The sequence below is a fragment of the Paraplanobispora takensis genome, from assembly GCF_016863195.1.
GTDB classification, from domain to species: domain Bacteria; phylum Actinomycetota; class Actinomycetes; order Streptosporangiales; family Streptosporangiaceae; genus Planobispora; species Planobispora takensis.
In genome coordinates this window covers 54,218-77,678 of the sequence record NZ_BOOK01000037.1, presented here as the reverse complement: position 1 = coordinate 77,678, position 23,461 = coordinate 54,218, and the positions used below count along the sequence as shown (strand labels likewise).

Here is a 23,461-nt window from a genome sequence, read left to right as displayed (position 1 = left end):
GTGATCTCGACAATCGCGATCTTTTAAATTCGGCCCCGGAAAACCTTGATCCAGAGGCTAGGGTTGCCGGGCGGGAATTCTTCCCGCCTGCGGTTCGACCGCGTCCCTCAGCAGACCGGACCAACCCCACCGCGCGGCTGACCGTCGGCGAGTGAAGGAGCTTTCGGTGGATCACTCCAACCACACCGCCCTGCTTCAGGCAGGCAGCCCGTCCATGATTCCCGACCGCATGCGCGAGCTCCTGGCCCGCGCGGCCCAGGACCACGTCTACGAGCAGCGCACCCAGGGCGCCGTGCTCGACGAGATCCGCCAGCGGCTCGAAGGCATGGAATGGCTGCTGCGCGAGGTCAGGGAGCGTGAGCTGGGCGGGTTGAACGGCACGCTGGAGTCCGTCCACGGACGCTTGGACGACATCGCCATCCGGCCCCCCGCCTGGGCCGAGAGCCTCGCCCAGCACGTCGAGGTCGTCCGCGACCACGTCGACACCGTCGACGAGCACGTCGGCTCGGTCGGCCAGGGCGTCGGCGAGCGGATGGACGACCTCGACAAGCGCCTCGGCCAGCTCCAGGCCGGCATGGAGGCCGCCTCCGGCCGGTTCACCCGCCTGGACAAGGCGCTGACCGAGCTGTCCGAACGCACCGACGGCCTGGAGAACGGCCTGTCCGCCCTGCCCTCGGAGATGCGGGGCATCGTCGACGCCGCCGCCGCCCGCATGGTGGCGGCGGTCGAGCAGGTGACGTCCAAGGCCGACATCATGGTGACCCGGATGGACGACCGCATCGACGGCATCGAGAGCCGCATCGACCGCGTGGACGGCCACCTGATCGGCGTCAACACCCGCCTGACCTCGATCGACGGCCGCATCGAGACCACCGACTGCTGCCTGGCCGACATCGACACCCGGATGAGCGAACTGGAGACCCACCTGGGCTCGGTCGACACCCACCTCGGCACCGCCACCACGCGCCTCGACTCCGTCGACACCCACCTGGGTTCAGTCGACACCCACCTGGGTTCAGTCGACACCCACCTGGATTCCGTGGACGCCCACCTCGGCACCGCCGCCGCGCGCCTCGACTCCGTGGACACCCGCCTCGGCTCCACCGACACCCGCGCCGGTGACATCGCCACCCGTCACGACGGCCGCTTCGACACCCTGGACGAGCGCCTCGACGACATCGAGGGCCGGATCACGGGCCGGATCGACGTCGTCGACTCCCGCCTGTCCACACTGGACGGCCACGCCGAGAAGGCCGGCGAGCAGCTCGAAGCCGTCGACGACCACATCGAGGCCGTCAACCAGCGCATCGGCCAGTTGCCCGCCACCCTCAACATCGGCGACGTCCACCGCAACATCGGCGAACTCATCTCCGCCCAGGCCGACGACCAGACCAAGCGCTTCGACACCCTGGACGACCGCCTCGCCCAGGCCGAGGCCGCCCTCGCCCCGCTGGCCGACATGCTCCGCGCCCAGCCCGACCGCGAACAGCTCGTCGAGGCCCTCGGCGAGATCGTCGAACCCGCCCGCACCGACCTCACCCGCCGCCTCAACGCCCTCGAGGAGACCATGCTCGCCCTCGCCGAGGCCCTCCTGCGCCCCACCCGCTCCAAGGACTGACCCGGACCCCGGCCCGGGGGCGCCGGAGACCGGGACCACGTTCCCCTTCCACGCCCCGGTCTCCCGCACCCTCAGTCCAGAACTCACCCCCCCCCACCTCTCATCCCGGCCACCACGGCTCTTTTCGCTGATGCATGCGTGTGGCCCCTCGTGGCGCCTTTGTACGGCGGGCGGGCCGGGGTGGCGGGTCCGGGCTGTCGTGGTGGGAGACATGGTCGCGCTGTGCGGGCGGGTGTTCCGGCCGGCCGCGCCGCACTCCTCGCGCACCGCCGTAGGCGGTGCGGGCCGTATGGTGCGGATCTTTCCCGGACGATCGGTGTTCTGTGGGTGGCTGAAGCGGGGGTGCGGGGCCGTTCAGGGCTGCTCGCCGTGGCCTTGCGGCTTCGCCGGCGGGAAGGAGCGCAGGGCTGGGCACCGTACGGCGCCCAGGTGGGAGCTGGGAAGGCTGGGCGGTGGGTGTGCCCTAGAGGTCGGGGGTGGTCCAGCGGCCGTCGCGCATGAGGTCGCGGCCGTCGAGTTCGTTGGCTTCGCGCCAGGCCTGGATGAGTTGGGGGTGGACGCGGAAGTAGAGGTAGGGGCTGCTGAGCCGGCGCGGGTCGAAGCCGGTCTTGACGGCGAAGGCGTCGCCGACGTCGTCGGGGAGTTCGTCGGACGTCAGCGTCTGGACGGTTCCCTCGATGAGGACGACATCGCGGGTCGGGCCGATGCCGAGGCGGACCTTGCCGGTGGCTCGCAGGTTGCGGCTGGTCGGGCTGGAGGCCGGAGTGGAGAACAGCAGCGTGGAGCCGTCCCACAGGAAGGACAGCGGCACCATGTAGGGCGTCCCGCTTTCCCCGTCGGCGGTGGCCACCCAGGCGTCGACGTCGTGAGCGAGCCGGTCGAGGGTGTCCTGCTTGCGTTGCTGCGGGGTGCGAGGCGACGGTGACATCGCTGAGGTCTCCTTTGATCAAAGTCGGTGCCGACTGTACCGGGTCACCGCCGGACGACTGCGGATCTCGGCCGGGTGTGGGACGCCGTACGCCGGTCCGGGCTCGCCGCCGGGCCGCATGCCTCGACCTTGCTCGGCGTCTCCTGTCCGGGATGCGCCGGCCGGCTCGTCGAGACCACCGCCGTCGCCGCGATCCTTCGAGCTCCTCCGAGCCGGAGCGACGGTCGGCAGTGCGTGCCGAGTTCCCCGGCTGGGCCGTCACCCCGTCCGGATACTCCGCTTTCGCCGGATGCCATGCTGACCGGCATGGCTGATCATCACGAAGTCGTCGTCACGCGCTGGCCGTTCCGGACCCCGTCGGCCGATGACGGGCTGGCCGGGCTGCTGGCGGCCTACCACCTGCAGACTGAGAAGGAGAAAGGCGAGCCCGTCGCCGAGGTGGCCGGACTGCCGGAGCGGTACCTGGCGGAGGTCGCGGATCCACGGTCCGCGTTCGCCTCCGACGTCGTGCTGGTGGCGTCGATCGGTGACGACGCGGTGGGCTGCGTGGTCCTGGCGCCCGCAGAGGGCTGGGCTGAGATCAAGCGGTTGTGGGTGAGCCCGGAGATGCGGAGCCGGGGCATCGCGTCCTCCTTGCTCGAAGCGGCACTGAAGCACGCCGGAGGAACCGGCGCCCGAACCGTCCGGCTGTCGGTGTGGGAATGGCGCACGAACGCCATCGCCCTGTACGAACGGGCCGGCTTCACCGTGGTCGACTCGTGGGACCCCCGGCCCCAACTGGTGTGCATGGAACACAGGGGCTGAAATGGCCGAGAGCGGGCATGCGGAAGCCGTACCGGCGCCGTGAAGGCGGACCCGGCACGAGGACAGCGGCAACGGAGCGGCGGTGGGGTGGGTCAGGTGGGGCAGGCGCCGGCTTCGCGGCAGACGTTGTTGCGGATCACGGCGAGCAGGGAGGTGAGGGTCTCGACCTGGTCGGGGGTCAGGCCGTCGGTCAGGCGGCGGTGGAGTTCTTCCTGGATGCGGTAGAGCTCGGGGCGGAGCGCGTCGCCCTTCGGGGTGGTGCTCACGATGCTGATCCGGCGGTTGGAAGGCGACGGGCTGCGGCTGATGAAGCCGCTGCGTTCGAGGCGCTGCAGGGTCTTCGTCATCGTGGACACGTCGATGCCGATCAGCCGCGCCAGCGCGTTCTGCGACTGCGGGCCGTTCTCCCACAGGGTGAACAGCGCGCGGTCCTGGCCCGGGTAGAGGTCGATCTCGGCCAGGAGAGAGGCGAGCAGCACGCGGTGGCCTCGTGACGTCTGGGCCATGAGGCAGGGAAGCCCGTCGGGGTCCTCCCCGTACGGCCTCGAACAGTCGGTCTCCTCGAGTGTCAACGGTTCAGCCATGCCGACCTCCATCCTCGGTGGACAGACTACCTCTTGCATATTGGCCGACCAAGTTGTAGAACTAACCATTGGTCGGCCAAGTTGGCTGCCCAAGAAAGGACCACAGCCATGCCGTTCACCACGTTCGACCTCGGTGACCTGCGTCTTCCCAACCGTCTCGTCATGGCCCCCATGACACGCTCACGGGCCTACGTGGACGGGATCCCCTCCTCGCTGACCGCCCTCTACTACGCCCAGCGCGCCTCCGCCGGTCTGATCGTCACCGAGGGGATCCAGCCGAGCCACGCGGGCAAGGGATACATGAACACCCCGGGCCTGCACACCGACGAGCAGGTGACGGGCTGGCGCGAGGTGACCGACGCCGTCCACGCCGCGGGCGGGCGGATCTTCGCCCAGATCATGCACTCCGGCCGGATCGGCCATCCCGACAACACCGGACACCTGCCCGTCGCGCCCTCGGCCGTACGGCCCGCGGCGCAGATCTTCACGCCGAACGGCCCGCAGGACGTCCCGGACCCGGTGGAGCTGTCCACCGCCGAGGTGGAGGCGACCGTCCAGGACTTCGCGAACGCCGCCAGGAGGGCGATCGAGGCCGGGTTCGACGGGGTCGAGCTGCACGGCGCCAACGGCTATCTCATCCACCAGTTCCTGTCGCAGAACGCCAATCTGCGCGACGACCGCTTCGGCGGGTCCGTCGAGAACCGCATCCGGTTCGCCGTGGAGGTCGCCGAGGCCGTCGTCGAGGCGATCGGCCCGTCCCGGGTCGGCATCCGGATCTCCCCCGCCACCGGCGTCCAGGACCTGGTCGAGGACGACGCGCACGAGGTCTATCCGGCGCTGGTCTCCGCGCTGGCCGGGCTCGACCTGGCCTATCTGCACCTCCTGACGGGCCCCTCGGACGAGCTCAACCTGCGCATCCGCGAGCTGTGGCCGAACACCCTCATCGTCAACGACCCGTCGGCCGGGCAGCCCGCCGAGGCGCTCGACCGGTGGCTGGACCGGGGCGCGGACCTGGTCGCGCTGGGCCAGTACTTCCTGGCCAACCCCGACCTGCCCCTGCGCCTGCGGCTGGGCGCCCCGCTCAACGAGCCGGACCTCAGCACGGCCTTCGGCGGCGACCACCGCGGCTACACCGACTATCCGGCGCTCGCCCTGCACCCGGCCGGCGAGCCCGCCTGAACCGGCCCGCCCGAGGCCCCGGCCCGCTCAGACGTGGACGGTCGTGATGGGCATGGAGGAGTCGGCCGGGATGTCCAGGAGCGAGGCGGTCACCCCGGCCGCGACGAGGTCGGAGCCCAGGGCGGCGACCATCGCGCCGTTGTCGGTGCACAGGCCGGGACGGGGGACGCGCACGCGGACCCCGGCGGCCTCGCAGCGCTCCTGGGCCAGCGCCCGCAGCCGGGAGTTGGCGGCCACCCCGCCGCCGATCAGCAGGTCCTGGACGCCGTACTGCTTGCACGCCTGCAGGGCCTTGCGGGTCAGCACGTCGACCACGGCCTCCTGGAACGAGGCCGCCACGTCGGGCACGTGGATCGTCTCACCGGCCTTCTCCCGCGCCTCGACCCAGCGGGCCACGGCCGTCTTCAGCCCGGAGAAGGAGAAGTCGAGGGTCCCGTCGTCCAGCTTGCCCCGGGGGAAGGAGACGGCGGTGCCCGAGCCCTCGCGCGCGACCCTGTCGATGTGCGGCCCGCCCGGGAAGGGCAGTCCCAGGACCCGGGCCACCTTGTCGAAGGCCTCGCCCGCCGCGTCGTCCACGGTGGAGCCGAGCGAGACGACCTCCCTGGCCACGTCGGGGACCAGCAGCAGGGACGAGTGCCCGCCCGAGACGAGCATGGCGATGCAGGGCTTGGGCAGGGCCCCGTGTTCGAGCTGGTCGACGGCCACGTGGGCGGCCAGGTGGTTGACCCCGTAGAGCGGCACGCCGAGCCCGAGGGCGTAGGCCTTGGCCGCCGCCACGCCGACGAGCAGCGCACCGGCCAGGCCGGGGCCGGCCGTCACGGCGACGGCGTCGATGTCGGTGAAGCTCAGCCCCGCCTGCTGCAGCGCGCGCTCGACGGTCGGGGCCATCGCCTCCAGGTGCGCCCGGGAGGCCACCTCGGGGACGACCCCGCCGAAGCGGGCGTGCTCCTCGACGCTGGAGGCGATCGTGTTGGCCAGCAGGGTGTGACCGCGGACGATGCCCACCCCGGTCTCGTCGCAGGAGGTCTCGATTCCCAGGACCAGGGGTTCGTCACGCATGGAGATCCTTCTTCATCATGATCGCGTCGGTGCCGTCCTCGTAGTAGCGCCGGCGCACGCCGATGGCCTCGAATCCGAACCGGTCGTACACGGCCTGGGCGGACGGGTTGTCGGCGCGGACCTCCAGGAAGATCTCCCGGGCACCGCGCCGTACGGCCTCCGCCAGCAGCTCGGTCAGCATGGCGCCGCCGATCCCGGCCCGCCGGTGACCGGCCGAGACCGCGATGGTCTGCACGTCGGCCTGGTCGCCCGCCGCGGCGAGGCCGGCGTAGCCGACGATCTCCTCGCCGAGCACGGCGACGACGTAGTGACGGGTCCTGGGCTGGTCGTCCAGCTCGCCGCGGAGCATGACCTCGCTCCAGGCGTCGGCGGGGAAGGTCTCCCGCTCGATCACCATCACCGCGGGCAGGTCGCCGGCGGTCATCTGGCGCAGCACCACGCCCACGCGGCCGCCCTCACCGGTCGCGCGGACGTCGGGGCGCGGGCTCACCGGGAGACCTTCTTGGGCGGAGCGGGCACCTGGGCGTCGGGACGGCGCAGATAGATCGGGCGGGGCAGGCCCAGCACCGGGTGCGCCCCGCTCTCCACGACCTCCCGCAGATCGGGGTCGTCCAGCCGCGAGGCGGCCAGCGCGGCCAGCGCCCCGGCGGAGGGCAGCTCCGGCACGTCCAGCACGCGGGAGGCGCCGACGATCTCGGCGTACATCCGGGCGCCGGCGCCGGCCAGCGGCAGATCGGCGGGCAGGTCCTGGGGCTTGTCCACCGCGGGCCCCGACAGCCGGGTGCGCGCGTCGGCGTAGTGGCCCCAGAAGACCTCCTTGCGCCGCGCGTCGGTGGCGACCAGGAACGGCTCGGACAGCCCGGTGCCGTAGGCGAGGGCGTCGAGGGTGCACACGCCGTAGGCGGGCACGCCCAGGGTGGTGGCCAGCGCCTGGGCGGTCATCAGACCGACCCGCAGCCCGGTGTAGGGGCCGGGGCCGGAGCCGGCGGCGATCGCGGTGACGTCGCGGAGCGCCGCTCCGGACTCGGCCAGGACGCGCTCGATCGTGGGCGCGAGAAGCTCGCCGTGGCGGCGCGCGTCCACCGTGGTCGACTCGGCGAGGACCCTCCGGCCGTCGTGCAGCGCTGCGGTGACGGCGGGGGTGGCGGTGTCAAAGGCCAGGACCAGCACGGTCGTCAAGCCTAGTCCGTCGGGTGACGCGAACCGCACACAAACCCGGAGCGTCCCCGGTTCGCACGGGTGCGTCCACCCTGGCGAATCAGGCAAAATATCAAGATCACTTAGCTTCCCCGACAATCTCCCGCAACAAAACGGTCGGAAGAAACATCAAGTATCAGTGACAACTGCTCATGATTGCCAGATAACCAGACATACCTGTAGAAGGTGCATGTCAGGTTTCATTACCTCACAGGAGGCCATTTGGGCACCTGTCGTGAAGTGCGGGTCCTCGGGCCGGTTGAGGTCGTGGTGGACGGCACTCTCCTGACGATTTCCGGTCGGCGCCAGCGCGTCGTCATGGCGCTCCTGGCCCTGAACGCCGGTCGCGTGGTCCCGCTCGACCTGATCATCGACGCCGTGTGGGGAGAGGACCCCCCGGCCTCCGCCCGCAACCAGATCGCCATCTGCGTGACGCAGCTGCGCCGCGTCCTCCAGGCCTCCGGTGAGGAGCTCATCGCCGCCGTGCCGCCGGGCTACCAGCTGCGGCCCAACGCCGTGACCGTCGACCTGAGCCTGGCCGAGGAGCTGGTCAGAGCCGGGCGCCGGGCCCGGGAGGACGACGCCGCCGAGGCCGCGGCCGCGCATCTGCGGGCGGCCCTGGACCTGTGGCGCGGGGAGACGCTGAGCGGGCTGTCCAGCGACACGATGGCCGCCGAGGCGGCCCGGCTGGAGGAGTGGCGGCTCACCGTCACCGAGGAGTACCTCGATCTGAAGCTGGCCCGCGGCCTGGGCGGCGAGGTGGTCACCGAACTGACCACGCTGGTCGACCTCCACCCCTTCCGCGAGACGCTCCGGGCCACGTTGATGCGGGCCCTGTACGCCGGGGGCCGCCAGGCCGAGGCCCTGGAGGTCTACCGTCAGGGCCGCCGGATCCTCGCCGAGGAGCTGGGCGTCGATCCCGGACCGGAGCTCCAGGCCACCCACGACGCGATCCTCCACGGAGAACTGGACGCGGCTCCCGCGCCCGCCCCGCGTGAGACCGCCCCCGTGCCCGTCCCGGCGAGCGCGCCCATGGCCGTCGCCCAGCTGCCGTCCAACATCGCCGGGTTCGTCGCCCGCGAGCGCGAGCTGGCCGAGATGGACCGCATCTTCGCCGAGTGCCGCGACGCCGGGGTGCCGACCTGCATCGTGGTGACCAGCATGGGCGGCGTGGGCAAGACGGGCCTGGCCGTGCGCTGGGCGCACCGGGTGGCCGAGCACTTCCCGGACGGGCAGCTCTTCATCGACCTGCACGGATACACCGAGCAGGCCGCGCCGCTGACCCCCGAGGCCGCCCTCGACCGGTTCCTGCGCACGCTGGGCGTCCCCGGCGAGCGGGTGCCCGCCGGCCTGGACGACCGTGAGGCGTTGCTGCGCAGCATGCTGGCCGGGCGCCGGGTGCTGTTCCTGCTGGACAACGCGCGCACCTCGGCGCAGGTGCGCCCGCTGCTGCCCGGCGCCCCCGGCTGCGCCGTCGTCGTCACCACCCGCGACCAGCTCACCGACCTGGTGGTGCGCGAGGGCGCCCATCCGCTGCGGCTGCCCACGCTGAACGCCGAGGAGTCCGCAGCACTCCTCGGCGCCATCGTGGGCGCGGAGCGGATGGACGGCGAGCGCGAGGCGACGGCCAGGCTCGCCGAGCTGTGCGACGGCCTGCCGCTGGCCCTGCGCATCGCGGGGGCCCGGCTGCTGGCCCGGCCGCACTGGACCCCGGCCACCCTGGCCGCCCGGCTCGGCGACGAGCAGCGCCGGCTCGCCGAGTTCAACCACGGCGAGGTCGGCCTGCGCGCCAACTTCTCCCTCAGCTACCAGGGCCTGAGCCGGCCGGCCGCCGAGCTGTTCCGCCGGCTCGGCCTGCTCAACACCCCCGACTTCGCCGACTGGGCCACCGCGGCCCTGCTCGACACCGACCTGGCCGAGGCCCAGAACCACCTGGAGGAACTGCTCGACGCCCAGCTCGTGTCGACCGTGGGCCGGGACACGGCGGGCCGCCTGCGCTATCGCATGCACGACCTGGTCCGGCTCTACGCCCGGGAGCAGGCCCTGGCCGAGGAGCCGGAGTCCTGCCGCCGGGAGGCGCTGCGCCGCGTGCTCGGCTGCCTGCTGACGCTGGCGCACGAGGCCAACCGGCGGGAGCGCGGCGGCGACTTCACCATCATCCGCGGGGAGAGCGCCTACTGGCGGCCTCCCGGAGGGCTCGACGAGGAGCTGCTCGCCGTACCGCTGGACTGGCTGGAGTCCGAGCGGCACGTCCTGGTGGCCGGGGTCACGCTGGCGGTCGAGGCCGGCCTCGACGAGCTGGCCTGGGAGCTGGCGCTGAGCGGGGTCACGCTGTTCGAGGCGCGGGGCTATCTGGACGACTGGCGGCACACCCACGAGCAGGCCCTGGTCTCGGTACGGCGCGGCGGCACGCGGCTGGGCGAGGCCACCATGGTCTACAGCCTCGGCGGCCTGGAGCTGTACTACGGGGCCAAGTCCTCCGCCCTGCTCGACACGGCGCTGCAGTTGTTCGACGAGGTGGGCAACGCGCACGGCCGGGCGCTGGCGCTGCGCTACATCGGCCTGTCCGAGCACTTCCGGGGCCGCCACGCCGAGGCCCTGGCGCTCTACGAGGCGGCCCTGCCCCCGCTGCGCGAGGCCGGTGACCGGGCGGCGGAGGCGCACGTCCTGGGCTGCATGGCGCAGATCGCGATCCTGCGGGAGGAGTTCGAGACCGCCGACGCCCGGCTGCAGGAGGCCCTGGCCATCTGCAAGGGCGTCGGCTACCAGCGCGGCCAGGCCCAGGCGCTGTGGCGGCTCGGCGAGCTCCACGCGCACCGCGGCGACACCACCCGGGCCGCCGAGGCCTTCACCGAGGCCCTCGAACTGGTGCGTCAGCGCCGCGACACGCTCGGCGAGGCGTACATCCTGTGCGGGCTGGGCGAGACGCGGATCCTGCAGGGAAGACTCGCCGACGCGCGCGACACCCTCGTCGAGGCCCGGCGCACCGCCGGGGACGCCGGGCAGGCGGTCGCCTACGCCCGCGCCTGCCTGTCGCTGGCCCGGGCCGTGACCGCCCTCGGCGAGCCGGCGTGGGCGGAGGAGCTGCTGCGCGAGGCCATCAGCGTCTCCGGGGACGGCGCCGCGCCCATCTGGGAGAAGCGGGCCCAGGCCGCCCTGGAGGGGCTGTCCGGGGAGCCCATCACGAACTTCTCCTGCCCCTGAACCCCTCCGTCTCCTGACCGCCGCAGACGCGGAACCGCCGGGGACGCCGAAGGGCTCCGGGACGTCGTCCTGGAGCCCTTCGCGCGTGGAGGAGTGGAGAAGCGGTCACCCCCACATGTCGCCGCCGTCGGGGAGCCGCAGCGCGCACTTCAGCGGATCGGCCTTGATGTCGCATGCGAACGGGACACCCCCGTGCCCGTCACCCCTGCCGACCTGGATGCCCCCGTGGCCCGCCCCGATCTCGACACCCACGGAACCGAAGATCAGTCCGCAGGTCACCATGGCCATCACCAGCTTGGTCTTGCGCATCATCTCGGTCTCCTCTGTTCCGCGGCGCCTTGGTGTCTCCGACAGTAGGAGCGAGTGATTTCTCCGCAATTTCGTCAGTCTCTCTTCTCACTTCTCCCACTCGCCGCACTCCCGTTCCGGGCCTCCCCGGTCGCGGGAACACCAAGGCCCGCGCCCCGGAGACCGGGACGCGGGCCCTCACCCGGCGCGAGCGGCGGGAGTCCCCCGTTCAGGCCCGCCCCTGCCGCAGCGCCAGGACCACCAGGACGGCGGCCGCGAGGGCGCCGACCACACTCCATATCCACCAGTGACCGGCGGCCGCGACCCGCACGGCGCCGATCATGACGGCCGCGAAGGCGACCGCGCTCCCCCCGATGTAGGCGGGTGAGACGCCCGGCCGGCGGCCCGTCCTCCTGCGCGAGGCCATGGCCGCCTGGACGGAGCCCGCGACCAGCGCGGCCAGCCCCATCCCGATGATCCAGGCGGCGCCGCTCACCACGGTGAGCCCGATGCCCATCGCCAGCGCGCCCGCGGCGGCGACGAGCAGACCGCCGCGGACCGGGGCGGCGTTCCCCTGCTGTACTGCGTTCGTCATTGCTCTCTCCTTCGACTAGCCGACGGGAACCTCCACCGGCAGCCCGGACGCGATGACACCGAGGAGCGCCTCCTCGCGGGGCAGGAAGCCCAGCCGGTTCATCATCATGTGGGCCTGGTGGAAGACGAGGTGTTGCGGGGTGAGCCCGATCCGCATCCGGTGGGCCCGGACGAGCGAGTCGTCGATCACCTGCCCCCAGCGGCGCAGCCAGGGGTCGACCGAGCTGTCGGCGCGCAGCTCGCGGGCGATCGAGCGGACCCGGTGCGGGTCCCGCTCGGCGTGCTCGCGCAGCTGGGCCTGCAGCTCCGGCGCGTGTTTGGCGAGGTCGGCCGTCCACCAGGCGAGGTGCCTGTCCCAGTAGCGGGCCCAGCTCACGTTGAGCCTGCGCCGGTCGGCGGGCGGCATCACCGGTTCGGGGCTGAGGTCCTCGGGCCGGCCCTCCAGCATCGCCCGGGTCGCCTCGCACAGCAGCAGCGCCGCCAGCGCCGCCCGTTCGGGGATCTTGCCGAACCGCGCGGTGGCCCAGATGGCCAGGTCGCTGGAGAACTCGAAGACCCGCTCCGCCAGCTCCACGCCGGACGGCCCGCCGTACTTGCCGTACTCGGGCTCGTACAGCGCCGTGGACAGGCCCGTGCCGGAGTCGCCGAGCATGCGCCGCATGGGGATCGGCGCCAGCCAGACCGGGGCCTCCTCTGCCCCGGCCACCACCGCGTCGGCGTGGCGCTGCACCCGGGCCAGGGAACGGTGCATGCGGTCGACGGTCTCCCGGGGACCGAACACCCGCACCCGCAGGTGCGGGCCCGAGGGGTCGGTGTAGCGGATGAAGAACCAGCGGAACGCGCCGTGCGCGCGCGCCTCGGCCACCAAAGGCGGGAGCACCTCGGTGACCAGCAGGTCGCTCGCGCCGAACCCGCCGGTGTACAGGCGGACGAACCACCACTCGGGAACGTCGAGCACCGGTTCACTCCTCTTCGGGCCGGGGGCGGGACCAGCGGATGAACGACACGTGCTCCACCGCGTGGGCCTGCCCGCCGGGCCCGGCCAGCCAGTGGCCCTCGCGCCCGGGCAGGGACTCGGCCAGCGACATCGCCACCACGCCCTCCACGGGCAGGCCCGCCGCGGCGTGCAGCGAGTGCGGGTTGCGGAAGCTGAGCAGGGTGGGCTTGCGCTTGCCGTGCTCCAGCGAGATGCCCGGCGTCTCCAGGGAGACGAAGACCTCCTCGGGGATGCCGTGCCGGCGCCGCCACCGGTCGGCCCGCAGGAAGTAGTCCGCGGGCGGCTCGCCCCGTTCCGGGCGCGGGAAGTGCTCGGGCCGCAGCCGCCAGGCGGCCCTGCGGGTGACGACCCGCCCGAACCCCAGCCGCTCGACCTCGTCGACCTCGGCCACCGGCTCGGTGACCGGCTCGGAGGGGCCCCGGGTGCAGGCCATGCGCGCGCCGAGCACCCACGGGTCGCCGAGCACCATCAGATAGCGCGCCGGGCCGAGCACCATGTGGGCGGGCACCACACCCAGGTAGACCGGGGCGACCGGGGCGCCGTGCGCGTCGAGCAGGCTGAGCGTGCCGGTCCTGGCGTCGTGGACCACCGACAGCTCGCTGACCGCGACCGCGTCGCCGGTGTCGGCCAGCGGCAGCTCGTTCGGCCAGGTGAGCGCGGGGATCGCGCCGGTGCAGGCGTACTGCAGGCCGTTGACGTCGGAGGAGATGACCAGCTCGCGGGGCTGCGCCTCGGGGAAGTTGCCGCCCACCCAGGCCCGCAGCCGGCCCTCCAGCCCGTCGGGACCGTCGAGCACGTTGCGGAAGCGCGACACCAGCCCACCGGACCCGGCGTTGAACTGGTTGACCACCAGCAGGTGGTCGCCCTCGCGGACGGCGTCGAGCGAGCGGGCCGCGACCTGGTAGGCGACCGCGACGGTGGGCGGCGCCGAGCTCGCGCTGACCGGCAGCCAGGCCCGCTCGGTGGCCCGGCCGCGGGTCTGCGCGTCGGCGCGGATCGCCGCGAACAGCCGCCGCGTCAGGTCCGGGGTGTTGGAGACCTCCATGCAGAAGCGCAGGGCGTCCGGGCAGCGGCCGCCGGCGCCGTACCGCTCGACGAAGATCTCGACGAGCATGTCGTACAGGTGGCTGCGGAAGACCATGGGCCGCATCCGCCCGGCCAGCTCGCGCAGGTCGTCGGAGACGTGCTCGCCCAGCGCGGGGACGTCGGCGACCGCCTCGGCGTCGTCGTAGACGGCGAAGCCCGTCCGGTCCCCGGCGACGCCGAGCCTCTCCAGGCCGGCGGCGGCCCGCTCCGTCATCGACTCCAGCGTCCGCACCCGCCGCCCGCCGTCCTGGCCGGCCAGCGCGACGGCGTCGGCGTGCAGCTCCCGCAGGGTGCGGGCGGTGGCCGCGGCGTACTCGGTGCCCACCCGGCGCACGCTCTCGGCCAGGGCCAGCAGCGGGGCCCGGTCGCCGCGCGACCACGGGGCGACCACGCGCAGCATGCCGGCGTCCAGCAGCCGCTGCAGCGCGGCGAAGGGGTCCTCGCCGCCCAGCCTGATCATGTACTCGGCGGCGCCCGCCCGGCCGATCCCGGCCAGCGACCGGATGATGGAGCGGTAGGCGGTGACGTCCACCAGCTCGTCGGTCCGCCAGGCGAAGCCGTCGCCCATCCGGTAGGCCGAGGCCAGGCTCCGCGGCTCGCCGTCGATCGTCCGGACCGCGTTCAGCGGCTCCAGCTCGAAGGCGGTGACCAGCCGCTCGTCGCGGACCAGGGCCTGCAGCCAGGCGAAGACGTGGGTCTGGGACAGGGCGGTGTTGCTCCGGCCGCCGCTGGGCCTGCCGTACAGGCCGATGCCGGTGAAGGTGGAGAAGGGGCTGGTCTTGCGCGCGGCCCTGGCGGCGTAGGACAGGATCGAGCGGGCCGCCTTGCCGCCGGGGTGCAGGCCGCCGACGTCGACGTGCTTGAGCAGGTCGGCGCTGGCGTGCGCGATCCCGGTCGCGAGGGCGGGCTCGGCCAGCAGCGCGCCCAGCCGCCGTCCGGTCTCCTCGGTCTCCCCCGCGTATCCGGCGGGCAGCCGCTCCAGCAGCGCGGTCCGGGTCAGGGCGGCCGAGCTCCAGCGGCGGAAGGCCCGGGCCTCCTCGTCCTCCAGCGCGCCGGCGATGCGGTCGAGGTCCTCCTCGGCCACCCGCAGCGCCTTGTCGCTGTGGGTGGAGCGCCTGACCTTCAGCACCAGGCGGCGGAGCGCGGGATCGTGGTCCAGGGCCGGGACCAGCCGGTAGAGGATGTCGCTGACCGGGTCGGCCAGCTCGGCCAGGAACGCCTCGGAGGTGGCCACGGCGTCCAGCAGGCGGCCGGTCTCCACCAGGTCGAGGTCGGCCGCGTCGGCGGGCAGGCCCCCCACCCGGTCGATCCGCATGTCCGAGATCTCGATGTCCGGCGGGGCCGGGGAGAGTTCCGGGAGGGATCCGGAGAGGGGCCCCGGGAAAGGCAGGGTCGCCGTCATCAGAACAGCCCCCCCACCATGCCCCACAGGTTCTTCAGGACCAGTACGGCCAGCCCCGCCGCGTACAGGAAGCACAGTGCGCCGAAGAGCAGGTATCCGGCCCGCTTCCAGCCGGTCAGCGCGTGCATGCTGGAGGGCAGCGGCGAGCGCAGCACCACGTGGGCCAGGTAGGCGAAGGCCCTGCCGCGGAGGTTGACCGCCCCGGTCGCCGCCGCGATGGCGTGGTAGCCGTCGGAGGGCAGCAGCGGGTTGAGGTTGACCACGGTCAGCAGGGTCTGCAGCACCAGCAGCACGTAGGCGATGTCACCGACCTGTCCCCCGACGGTCAGCGCCACGACTCCGGTGACGCCGTACCAGATCTGGTCGCTGAAGGGGCCGGCGAGGGCGATCATCACCCGGCCGCCGCGGCTCCTGATGCGGTAGGCGTCGGTCCTGTCGACGTAGGCCACCGGCATGAAGTAGAGCATCAGGCCGACGCCCGCCTCCCTGATCGGGGCGCGCAGATACTGGCAGACCAGGGCGTGCGCGGCCTCGTGGACGACCACCTGCAGGATCAGGATCGGCATGGCCACCCACCACAGCGCGGGGTAGGCGTGGCCGGCGGGGTTCAGCAGCGCGTAGAGGCCGACGCCCATGCTCGCCAGCACGATCGCCACGACCGCGGCGCTCAGCGCCCGGGCGGGGGCCTTGCGCAACAGGGCGGCGATCGGCTCCATGACGTGCTCGACGCGGCCGGTCAGCTTGAGACGGGGCATGTGCTCGCGCAGCGAGAAGCGCATGATGCGGGACCCGCGGTCCTGGGCGGGGGGCTCGACGGTGAGCACGCCCGCCTGCCGCAGGTCGCCGAGGAAGGCGCCGACCCGGTCGCGGGCGGACGCGGGGTCGGGGCGGTGGTCGGAGAGCTGGCTGACGATGGTCTCGCCGGTACGGCTGCCGTCGAGCAGGTCGAGCAGGCGGACGCCGGAGGGGGTGAGCGCGAGATAGCGCCCGGTGCTGGTGTTGTAGAGCAGGGGTCTGTCATCGATGCCGGTGATGACCTCGACGTCCGGCCTGAGCTGCAGCGGGACGGATGTCATCCAGTCGGCTTCCGAGGCGGCCGAGCCCTGCGCTGCGGTTCGGCCTGCCTGCGCCGGGTCGGCGGAGGTATCCTGGGTGGCGGATCGCATAATGCGCCTTTCTGGTCTCGTGTCGAGAGTGCTGCCTTCACGCTCGACAGGTTTGGGACGACAGCCGGGCCGCCTTGCGTCGCATGTGCCGGGACCTGTGGTGAGGTCCCGGCACTGCTGCGTTACTGGGCCTGCGTTACCCGGCCGATCAGCCGCCGCTGCTGGAGAAGGTGGAGGCGGTGGAGGCCGAGGAGCCGGGGCAGCTCGCGGTGCCGCCGGTGAACGCGGTGTTGGCGGTGGTGAAGCCCGCCGAGGTCACCTCGTCCAGTTCCTCGGCGCCCAGGTCCTCGGCCGCCAGGTCGATCCGGTCCTTCGGGGTCTTGTCGTCACTCATCTGTGTTCTCCTGTCCGATCAGCCGAAAGACGAGCCGCTGGAGGCGCTGGAGGCGGTGGAGGCGGGGCAGGAGGCCGAACCGGCACAGCCGGCGCTGCTCCAGGTGCCCAGCAGGTTCGCGTCGGCGAGCTCCTCGACCGAGAGGTCCGGCTCTTCGGCGAACAGGTCGATGTTCTGCTCTTCCATGATCCTTCTTCCTTCTTCGATGGTTTTCCGGTCTGCCGAGGAATGCCGGGTGGTGGTCCACCCCGCAGCGCCCTTGGCGGGCAGCGGCAGGACGACGTTCAGGACAGCGTGCTCGCGGTGCTCATGGACGCCAGCAGCGCGGTCTCGTCGAGCTGGTAGAGATAGAGCTCGTCGTCGCTGATCTCCTCGGCGAAAAGATCCATGTCCACTTCCGACTCTCCTCAGCGGTCTATGGGATCAGCCGGGCCCGATCAGCCCCAGGTGCCCGTGGTGGTCAGCGAGCTGGCGGAGCTGGCGGGGCAGGAGGCCGAGCCGGCGGTGGTGAGGGAGCTCAGCGAGGCGAGGGCGGTCTCCCCGGGGAGGTCCTCGGCCGCCAGGCCGCTCAGGTCCTCGGCGTAGAGGTCGACGGCGTCGTCGTTCTTCTTGATGTCGTCAGCCATGACGTCGTTCCTTTCACGAGGTGTTTCCGGTTCTCCGTACGGCGGGCGCCGCACGGAAGTCTTCTCAGAGGGCTGCCGTCTCCGGGACGGGATAGCCCAGCGACACCGCGAACAGCTGCCGCTGCCGGTAGCCGTCCAGGTCGACCAGCGGGCGCATGCCCGACTGGAGGAACCCGGCGAACACGCTGCCGACCAGCCCGTGCGCGGCGCTCCGTACCAGGGCCGCGTACGCCAGGCCCGAGGCCCTGGCCAGCAGGGTGCGGTGGCCGTGGGTGCCGTGCCGGGCGAGCGCGGTCGACAGGGAGCCGGTGATGGCGAGGATGACGGGGCTGGCGGCGTACTCGATCTGCAGCACCATCTCCTCGGCCGCCCGGCCGTCGGCGAGCCCGGCCAGCGGCACCAGGCGGGCGCCGTCCTCGTCGGCCCGGTAGAGGGCGGGCTCCAGGCCGGCGACCCGGCGGGCGGCGACCAGGACGCCCAGGCCGTTGCCGTCCTCCCAGTCCTGCGGCCAGGCCTCCCGGTCCATCCGGAACGCCGTCGCCAGGGCGGCGGCGATCACTTCGACGGGGATCGGCCGCTCGGCGTAGTCGCGGATCGACACGCGCCGGCGCAGGATCTCCTCCAGCGGCCGGTCCGTCGGCGGGGCCGCGACCGGGCGGACCTCGGGCACTCCGGCGGGCGCGGACCCGCGGGGGCCGACCGGCGGCACCGGGCGCCCGGCCCGGCGCGGGCCGGCCAGCACGTCCCCGGCGGAGAGCCTGCTCTCCTGCCTGAGGTCGCCGAAGAGCGTGGTGTGGTCGCGCAGCGCGGTCATCGGGGCTCCTGCGGGTTGATCGCGAGGACCGCGGTGATCGGTTCCTCGTCCGGGTCGACGGAGAGCAGGCGGGTCAGCGCGGCGTCGTCCCAGGCCTGCACCACGCGGGTGGCCAGGCCCCGGTCCGCCGCGACCAGCCGGAGCTGGGTGAGGGCGACGCCGGCGTCGAGGTGGAGCACCCGCCAGGCGAAGGTGGCGTACTTCGACCCCACCCGGGCCAGCGCCCCGGTGATGACGATGACGGCCTCGGCGTCGGGCAGGCCGGCGATCGGCGCGTGCGGGTCGGCCCAGGACAGGTCGGCCAGCCGGTGGGTGTCGATGCGGTAGCCGTACACCGCGGGGTCGAGGCCGGACACGTCGCGGGCGATCACGTGGAGCTGGGCCGAGCCGAGGTTGCCGCCGGTGGGGGCCCAGCGCTGCACCTTGCGCGCCGCGTCCGGGCCGTCGTCGCGCAGGCCGCCGGCCCGCCGCAGCAGCGCCCCCAGCGTGACCGCGTCGATCCGGCGCGGGTCCGGCACGTGCGTGCCGGCCGGGACGGGGCCGAAGACGGCCTCGGCGGGCTCCTCGGGCAGCTCCACGTATCGGGCGGAGGGCCATCGTTTGCACTCCACCTGCAGCGCCAGGTTCCCCGGGCGGTAGTGGATCTGGTGGTCGCGCGGGTTGGTGAGGCGGCGGGGCGGGAAGCTGACCGACTCCTCGTAGGCCAGCGCCACCGGGACCTCGGGCTCCGGATCGCCTCCGCCGGTGCATCGGGGGCAGCCGGGCAGCGCGGCCAGCGGGTAGGACCGCTGGAGCCAGGTGCCGAGGTCGACCCGGACCAGTCCGTGCAGGACGTGGGTGGAGCCGACCCTCGACAGCAGCGCCACCACGTCGGCCGCGATGAGCGCGGCGGCGGTGTCGGCGGCGTGCCCGGGGTCGAGCGTGGCCGGCCCCTCCTCCCGCGCCGCCTCCCGCTGCGCGGTCACGCAGGCGGCGCAGGCGGTGAAGGAGGTGTCGACGTACGGCCCCAGCCAGGCGACGTCGCCGTCCAGGTGGATCGGGAGCACCGGTACGCCGGCGTCGTCCGCCCGCCCGCCGGACGACAGGATGAGGTCCACCCCGTCGGTGTCGCCGCTCCACGGCTCCACCCTGCCGACGCCCGAGGCCGACAGGAGCCGCCGCAGGGCCCCGGCCAGTGCCGGATCGTCGATCGCCAGGGCCACTCCGGAGCGGGCCAGCCGCCGTACGGCGTCGCCTCCGGAGATGTTGACCCGGCTGGAGTCGATCGAGCGGGTCAGGAAGGTCGCGATGTGCTCCGGGGTCCCCTCGGGGATCTCGGGACCGTCGGCGTCCTCCAGCATCCCGCAGGTGTAGAGCAGGGAGATCGCCTGGTGGAGGTGGCCCGGGGTCAGGTCCAGGTCGGCGGCCAGCTCCGGCAGCCGCCTGCGGCCGTCCAGCTCGGGCAGGAGCCGGGGGATGAGCTCCCTGGCGGCGGTGCCGCGCAGAGCCTGCCGGGTCGGGGTGCCCTCGACGAGCAGGCCGTCGGGGAGCGGGAGGGTCACCAGGCCGGGTACCAGGCGGGGCCGCCCGGGCATCCGGAACTGGGGGTCGGTGGCCACCGCGTGGCTCATCGCCTCCGCGGGGACCAGGCTGGGCTTGGCCATGCTTCGTCCCATCACTAGTGGCCGGCCGGGGCGAGGATGCCCGGCAGTTCGTCGGCGAGGTCGCGCCAGGTCGACTCCCGCTGGTCGGGGGTGGTGCGGCAGCGCCGGCACCCGTGCACCCCGATGACCGTGGAGCGGCCGAGCGTCCCGTCGAGCAGGTGGACGTGGCGCACGTGCCCGGCCTCGGCCGCTCCCCCGTCGGCCCGCAGCGAGCCGGCCAGCTGCACGGTCAGCAGGGCCGCCAGCTCGGCGTGGTGGGGCAGATATCCCCGGGGGCCGAGCGCGGGGTCCGGGTCGTAGGCCTCGGCCAGCACCGCGCCGAGCCGGTGGGTCGGGTCGTGCTGGCGGCGGCGGGTCTGGAAGCAGCCGGCGCAGGCGCCGTGCCCGGGGGCCGCGACCGGCCCGACCCGCAGCCTGGGATGCTCCAGCACGACCGGGAACCAGGGGGTCCGGTAGGCGAAGGAGGCGCCGTCGAGGGTCTCCTCCAGCCGCGGGGCGGGCCGGAAGGAGGCCAGCACGCGGACCCTGGCGTTCGGCCAGAGCGAGGGGTCGAGGTAGCCGTGCTCGTCGGCCGGGGTGACGGCCACGTCGCCGGAGCGCTCGCGCACCCGCTCGGCCACGTCGGCGCCGAAGTCACCGAGGGTGATGATGTGGAGCTCGCGCATCGCGGTGTCCTCCTCTCTAGGCGAAGGGCTGGGGAAGGGGGTTGAGGTCGGCCTCGGCGTGCACCGGGTGGCCCAGGCGGGCCGGTGCCTCGTAGAGGCGGGGGTGGGCCGTGTAGCGGGCGGTGTGGACGAAGGACAGCGGCATCAGCTGCGGGATGATCACCCGGACCACCCGGAAGCCGACGTCCCTGGCCTCGTCCGTGGTCACCTCGACGGCGATCACGTCGCACCCGGCGGCCTTGAGCCGCTCCACCAGCAGGCGCAGGTCTCCCCGGGCCGTCCCGGTGGACAGGTCCGGCATGGACGACAGCGCCCTGCGCTCCTGCCCGTCGAGCAGGAAGGCGAAGTCGCCGGCCCGCTCGGGCGCGCCCATGTAGGAGGCGCCGTGGAAGACGTGGAGGAACTCGTCGGGGTCCTCCGGCCGGGGCCGCGGCACCTGCATGGCGATCCTGGACGACGCCGACTCCCGCATGATCTTCCCGATCGAGGTGACCGGGTCGAGGTCGGTGTTGCACATCACCAGCTGGCCCAGGACCTCGTTGTCCGGGGTCACGTCGATCGAGTAGATCGTCGGGATGCCCAGGTCGGTGGTCGCGTCGTAGAACAGGGTCCGCACGTGGCTGGCCCGGTGCCGTTCGGCGTACGGCGCCAGCCGTTCGGGGATCTCGTCCAGCTCGATGCGCGGCCAGGGGATGCGCTGCAGCCAGGTCAGGGAGATCGAGTCGCGCTCCACCACCTCGCAGATCGCGCCGACCAGCGCCGCCGACAGGTCGGAGTGCGCCGCGCAGCCGGTCGAGATCGGCATGGTGAACCGTTCCGCGGCCGACTTGGCCCTGATGTGCATCCAGACCATCACCGCCGGCACCCATACCGGGCGGTTGCCGGTGAGCGACCAGCCCCGGGTCCAGCGCATCGGCCCCGAGGGGTCGGGAGCGGTGACGATGCTCTTGGGGTGGGCCAGCTCCCCCGGGGTGCAGCGGGGGACGGTGCCCAGGTCGAGCGCCTCCTCGCCGAGTTCCTCCGCGGTGGCCCAGCGCAGCGCCGACTCGTCGAAGACGCAGCTGGAGTAGCGCTCCAGGGACTCGGCGACGCAGAGGCGGCCGGCCCGTTCGGTGCCGAGGGCGCCGCCCGCCCCGTCCATGCCGCCGCGGATGTCGGATCCGGCGGCGGACTCGGCGATGTTGGCCGAGACGGCGGCCAGGTCGCCCATGGAGGCGGTGAAGATCGAGAATCGGGGCTCGCCCGGGTGGTTGGGCAGCTGCTGCACGCGGCTGGCCAGCCCGTAGGAGCCGACGAGGTCGTCGAGGTCGGTCAGCCTGCCGAGGGGCTCGCCGGTCGAGGTCCGCTGCTCTCCCGCCGCGGCGGGGGTCTCGATGGTCATCGCTTCTCACCGTCCGTCCAGCTGAAGAGGGCGACGGCCGCGGCCGCGGCGGCGACGGCCACCCCGGCCATCACCAGCCAGGCGGTGACGATCGGCCCGCCGGCCACGCCGACCAGGTCCTGGCGGAGCGCGTCGGCGAAGTAGGTGGTGGGCAGGTGCTCGGCGACGGCGCGCACCGTCCCGGGCAGGATCTCCAGCGGGAGGAAGACTCCCGAGAGCATCAGCAGCACCGGCATGGCCAGCGCCAGCACGCCGTTGGCGAGTTCGGCGTTGCGCATCCGGGCCGCGACGAGATAGCCCGTCGAGAAGAGCATGGCCAGTCCGAGGGCGCAGGTGACCAGCAGCCTGCCGATCGCGGACGGCTCCAGGAACCCGGTGGCCAGGGCCGCCGCCGACAGGGCGGCGAGCTGGCCGATGGCGATCGCGAAGCGCACCGGCGCCTGGGCCAGGATGAAGGTCGTCCTGCGCAGCGGGGTCGTGCCGAGCATGCGCAGGGTGCCCTTCTGGCGCAGCGAGATCAGCGGGGTCGCGGTGCCGAAGAAGGCCAGCGACATGAACGCCATCATCAGCACCGCCGGGATGCCTGCCCGCATGGGGTCGAAGCCGCCCCCGCCGTCGGAGGGGTTGAGCGTGCCCATGAACAGGAACATCGCCATGAAGACGAGCGGGAAGATCAGGACGAAGAAGAAGCTGCGGGGGTCGCGGATCAGCTCACGGGCGTTGGCCCTGGTCAGCTCGGCGAACGCGCCGGGTCTGCGGTCGGTGTCCGGGACCGCGGTCAGGGCGGTCATCGGCTCGCTCCGTTCCGCTCGGCGGCGGTGCTCTCGTGGTGCTCGGCGGCCAGTTTGAGGAAGACGTCCTCCAGCCGGCCGGTGCGCACCTCGATGTGCCGGGCGGACAGGCCCGCCACCGCGCGGACCACCTCGTCGGTGTCGGAGGTGGTGACGGTCGCGCGGGAGCCGTCCACGCTGACGCCGCTCACGCAGTCCAGCGCCTCGATCTCCGTCAGGTCGGCCTCGGTCTCGAAGGACACCTCGTGCGCGACGCCGAGCCGGTGGACCAGCTCGCGGGGCGTGCCCAGGGCGACCAGCCGGCCGCCCACGACGATGCCGACCCGGTCGCACAGCTCGGTGGCCTCGGTCATGTCGTGCGTGGTCAGCAGCACCGTGGTGCCCTCGACGCGCTCGGCCCTGATCAGGTCCCAGAGCTGCTGGCGCGCCTGCGGGTCCAGCCCGGCCGCGGGCTCGTCCAGGACGAGCACCTCGGGGTTGGCGATGACCGCCACGCCCAGCAGCAGCCGCCGGCGCTGGCCCCCGGACAGCGCCTTGGCCTTGACCCCGGCCTGCTCCCGCAGCCCGATGCGTTCGAGCGTGTCGGCGACGCCGCGGGGCCTGGCGTGCAGGGAGGCCCACAGCCGCAACGTCTCCTCCACCGTGAGGGTGGGGAACAGCGACGCCTCCTGGGGCTGCACGCTCACCCGCCGGACGAACTCCCCGCGGTCGCGCAGGGGGTCGAGGCCGAGGACCTCGATGCCGCCCTCGGTGGGCTCGCGGAGGCCTACCAGGCACTCCACCGTCGTCGTCTTGCCCGCGCCGTTGGGCCCGAGCAGTCCGAAGACCTCGCCGGGGGCGATGGCCAGGCTGAGGCCGTTGACGGCGCGATGCCCACCGTAGGCCTTCACCAGGCCGCTGATCTCGATCGCGGGTTTCTGGTCGGGACTCGCGGGTGACTCCGTGCGCTCGGCACGTTTCCCGCTGTCGAGCATTACCATGCCGTTCTCTCTCACTGCCGTGACCTGCTGTTCGATCTATGGCTGTGAGATTAGGAACGGTGGATTTCGTCTTGCTTTTCTCGGTGTTTTCGGGGATTTCGCGGGCTATGCGGCTTTCGTC

General features: G+C 73.0%; 23 protein-coding genes. 4 read left to right on the top strand and 19 right to left on the bottom strand.

The genetic code is table 11. The features are described 5' to 3' along the window. Positions 1 to 166 precede the first annotated feature (166 nt). Positions 167 to 1,618, top strand: a complete 1,452-nt coding sequence (locus tag Pta02_RS25715) for a coiled-coil domain-containing protein (protein WP_203877488.1) — start codon at positions 167 to 169, stop codon at positions 1,616 to 1,618. A 463-nt stretch (positions 1,619 to 2,081) separates the two neighbouring features. On the opposite strand, the gene Pta02_RS25710 is transcribed toward Pta02_RS25715, so the two are convergent. Further along, positions 2,082 to 2,546, bottom strand: a complete 465-nt coding sequence (locus tag Pta02_RS25710; RefSeq protein WP_203877487.1) for a pyridoxamine 5'-phosphate oxidase family protein — start codon at positions 2,544 to 2,546, stop codon at positions 2,082 to 2,084. Positions 2,547 to 2,852: 306 nt separating this feature from the next. Here Pta02_RS25710 and Pta02_RS25705 point away from each other — a divergent pair, with 306 nt between their 5' ends. Continuing rightward, positions 2,853 to 3,350, top strand: coding sequence for a GNAT family N-acetyltransferase (locus Pta02_RS25705; RefSeq protein ID WP_203877486.1), 498 nt, complete (start codon positions 2,853 to 2,855; stop codon positions 3,348 to 3,350). Positions 3,351 to 3,442: 92 nt separating this feature from the next. Here Pta02_RS25705 and Pta02_RS25700 read toward each other — a convergent pair whose 3' ends face one another. Next, positions 3,443 to 3,934 carry a MarR family winged helix-turn-helix transcriptional regulator gene (locus Pta02_RS25700; protein ID WP_203877485.1) on the bottom strand — a complete coding sequence of 164 codons (492 nt, stop codon included), beginning with the start codon at positions 3,932 to 3,934 and terminating at the stop codon, positions 3,443 to 3,445. A 108-nt stretch (positions 3,935 to 4,042) separates the two neighbouring features. Between Pta02_RS25700 and Pta02_RS25695 the strand changes: the two genes are divergently transcribed. Then, positions 4,043 to 5,113 carry an alkene reductase gene (locus Pta02_RS25695; protein WP_203877484.1) on the top strand — a complete coding sequence of 357 codons (1,071 nt, stop codon included), beginning with the start codon at positions 4,043 to 4,045 and terminating at the stop codon, positions 5,111 to 5,113. 27 nt (positions 5,114 to 5,140) lie between these two features. Here the strand turns inward: Pta02_RS25695 and tsaD are convergent, their stop codons facing one another. The 3 genes from tsaD to tsaB all read right to left on the bottom strand — a co-directional run bounded on the left by tsaD (position 5,141) and on the right by tsaB (position 7,342). After that, positions 5,141 to 6,172, bottom strand: coding sequence for a tRNA (adenosine(37)-N6)-threonylcarbamoyltransferase complex transferase subunit TsaD (gene tsaD / locus Pta02_RS25690; RefSeq protein WP_203877483.1), 1,032 nt, complete (start codon positions 6,170 to 6,172; stop codon positions 5,141 to 5,143). Beyond that, entirely contained in the window at positions 6,165 to 6,596 is a 432-nt protein-coding gene (rimI, locus tag Pta02_RS25685) for a ribosomal protein S18-alanine N-acetyltransferase (RefSeq protein WP_203877572.1), read from the bottom strand. Before rimI ends, tsaD begins: the two co-directional genes overlap by 8 nt. A 62-nt stretch (positions 6,597 to 6,658) precedes the next feature. Further along, a complete protein-coding gene (gene tsaB / locus Pta02_RS25680) occupies positions 6,659 to 7,342 on the bottom strand; it encodes a tRNA (adenosine(37)-N6)-threonylcarbamoyltransferase complex dimerization subunit type 1 TsaB (protein ID WP_203877571.1) in 684 nt (227 codons plus the stop codon). A gap of 297 nt (positions 7,343 to 7,639) precedes the next feature. Here tsaB and Pta02_RS25675 point away from each other — a divergent pair, with 297 nt between their 5' ends. After that, positions 7,640 to 10,573, top strand: coding sequence for an AfsR/SARP family transcriptional regulator (locus Pta02_RS25675; protein ID WP_203877482.1), 2,934 nt, complete (start codon positions 7,640 to 7,642; stop codon positions 10,571 to 10,573). Positions 10,574 to 10,678: 105 nt separating this feature from the next. Here the strand turns inward: Pta02_RS25675 and Pta02_RS25670 are convergent, their stop codons facing one another. The 14 genes from Pta02_RS25670 to Pta02_RS25605 form a co-directional block, all read right to left on the bottom strand. Further along, a complete protein-coding gene (locus tag Pta02_RS25670) occupies positions 10,679 to 10,885 on the bottom strand; it encodes a hypothetical protein (protein WP_203877481.1) in 207 nt (68 codons plus the stop codon). 205 nt (positions 10,886 to 11,090) lie between these two features. Continuing rightward, positions 11,091 to 11,456, bottom strand: a complete 366-nt coding sequence (locus tag Pta02_RS25665; RefSeq protein ID WP_203877480.1) for a hypothetical protein — start codon at positions 11,454 to 11,456, stop codon at positions 11,091 to 11,093. Between the two features lie 15 nt (positions 11,457 to 11,471). Further along, entirely contained in the window at positions 11,472 to 12,413 is a 942-nt protein-coding gene (locus tag Pta02_RS25660) for a lantibiotic dehydratase C-terminal domain-containing protein (protein ID WP_203877479.1), read from the bottom strand. Between the two features lie 4 nt (positions 12,414 to 12,417). Beyond that, a complete protein-coding gene (locus Pta02_RS25655; RefSeq protein ID WP_203877478.1) occupies positions 12,418 to 14,853 on the bottom strand; it encodes a lantibiotic dehydratase family protein in 2,436 nt (811 codons plus the stop codon). A gap of 86 nt (positions 14,854 to 14,939) precedes the next feature. Then, positions 14,940 to 16,016 carry a PqqD family protein gene (locus Pta02_RS25650; RefSeq protein ID WP_203877477.1) on the bottom strand — a complete coding sequence of 359 codons (1,077 nt, stop codon included), beginning with the start codon at positions 16,014 to 16,016 and terminating at the stop codon, positions 14,940 to 14,942. Between the two features lie 238 nt (positions 16,017 to 16,254). After that, the gene (locus Pta02_RS25645; RefSeq protein ID WP_203877476.1) at positions 16,255 to 16,440 is read right to left on the bottom strand and encodes a thiocillin family RiPP; all 186 of its coding nucleotides are present in this window, start codon (positions 16,438 to 16,440) and stop codon (positions 16,255 to 16,257) included. An 18-nt stretch (positions 16,441 to 16,458) separates the two neighbouring features. Continuing rightward, positions 16,459 to 16,626, bottom strand: a complete 168-nt coding sequence (locus tag Pta02_RS25640; RefSeq protein WP_203877475.1) for a thiocillin family RiPP — start codon at positions 16,624 to 16,626, stop codon at positions 16,459 to 16,461. A gap of 251 nt (positions 16,627 to 16,877) precedes the next feature. After that, entirely contained in the window at positions 16,878 to 17,066 is a 189-nt protein-coding gene (locus Pta02_RS25635) for a thiocillin family RiPP (protein WP_203877474.1), read from the bottom strand. A gap of 64 nt (positions 17,067 to 17,130) precedes the next feature. Further along, on the bottom strand, positions 17,131 to 17,880 hold the full coding sequence (locus tag Pta02_RS25630) for a nitroreductase family protein (RefSeq protein ID WP_203877473.1): 750 nt from the start codon (positions 17,878 to 17,880) through the stop codon (positions 17,131 to 17,133). Continuing rightward, positions 17,877 to 19,523, bottom strand: a complete 1,647-nt coding sequence (locus Pta02_RS25625) for a TOMM precursor leader peptide-binding protein (protein ID WP_203877472.1) — start codon at positions 19,521 to 19,523, stop codon at positions 17,877 to 17,879. Before Pta02_RS25625 ends, Pta02_RS25630 begins: the two co-directional genes overlap by 4 nt. Before the next feature lie 14 nt (positions 19,524 to 19,537). Further along, positions 19,538 to 20,188, bottom strand: a complete 651-nt coding sequence (locus Pta02_RS25620; RefSeq protein WP_203877471.1) for a TOMM precursor leader peptide-binding protein — start codon at positions 20,186 to 20,188, stop codon at positions 19,538 to 19,540. A gap of 16 nt (positions 20,189 to 20,204) precedes the next feature. Then, positions 20,205 to 21,569 (bottom strand): YcaO-like family protein, encoded by a 1,365-nt coding sequence (locus Pta02_RS25615; protein WP_203877470.1) that lies wholly within the window; start codon positions 21,567 to 21,569, stop codon positions 20,205 to 20,207. Beyond that, positions 21,566 to 22,360, bottom strand: coding sequence for an ABC transporter permease (locus Pta02_RS25610; protein WP_203877469.1), 795 nt, complete (start codon positions 22,358 to 22,360; stop codon positions 21,566 to 21,568). Before Pta02_RS25610 ends, Pta02_RS25615 begins: the two co-directional genes overlap by 4 nt. Then, complete coding sequence (locus tag Pta02_RS25605) at positions 22,357 to 23,340, bottom strand: ABC transporter ATP-binding protein (protein ID WP_203877468.1); 984 nt, start codon at positions 23,338 to 23,340, stop codon at positions 22,357 to 22,359. The genes Pta02_RS25610 and Pta02_RS25605 overlap by 4 nt, the downstream gene beginning before the upstream one ends. Positions 23,341 to 23,461 lie beyond the last annotated feature (121 nt).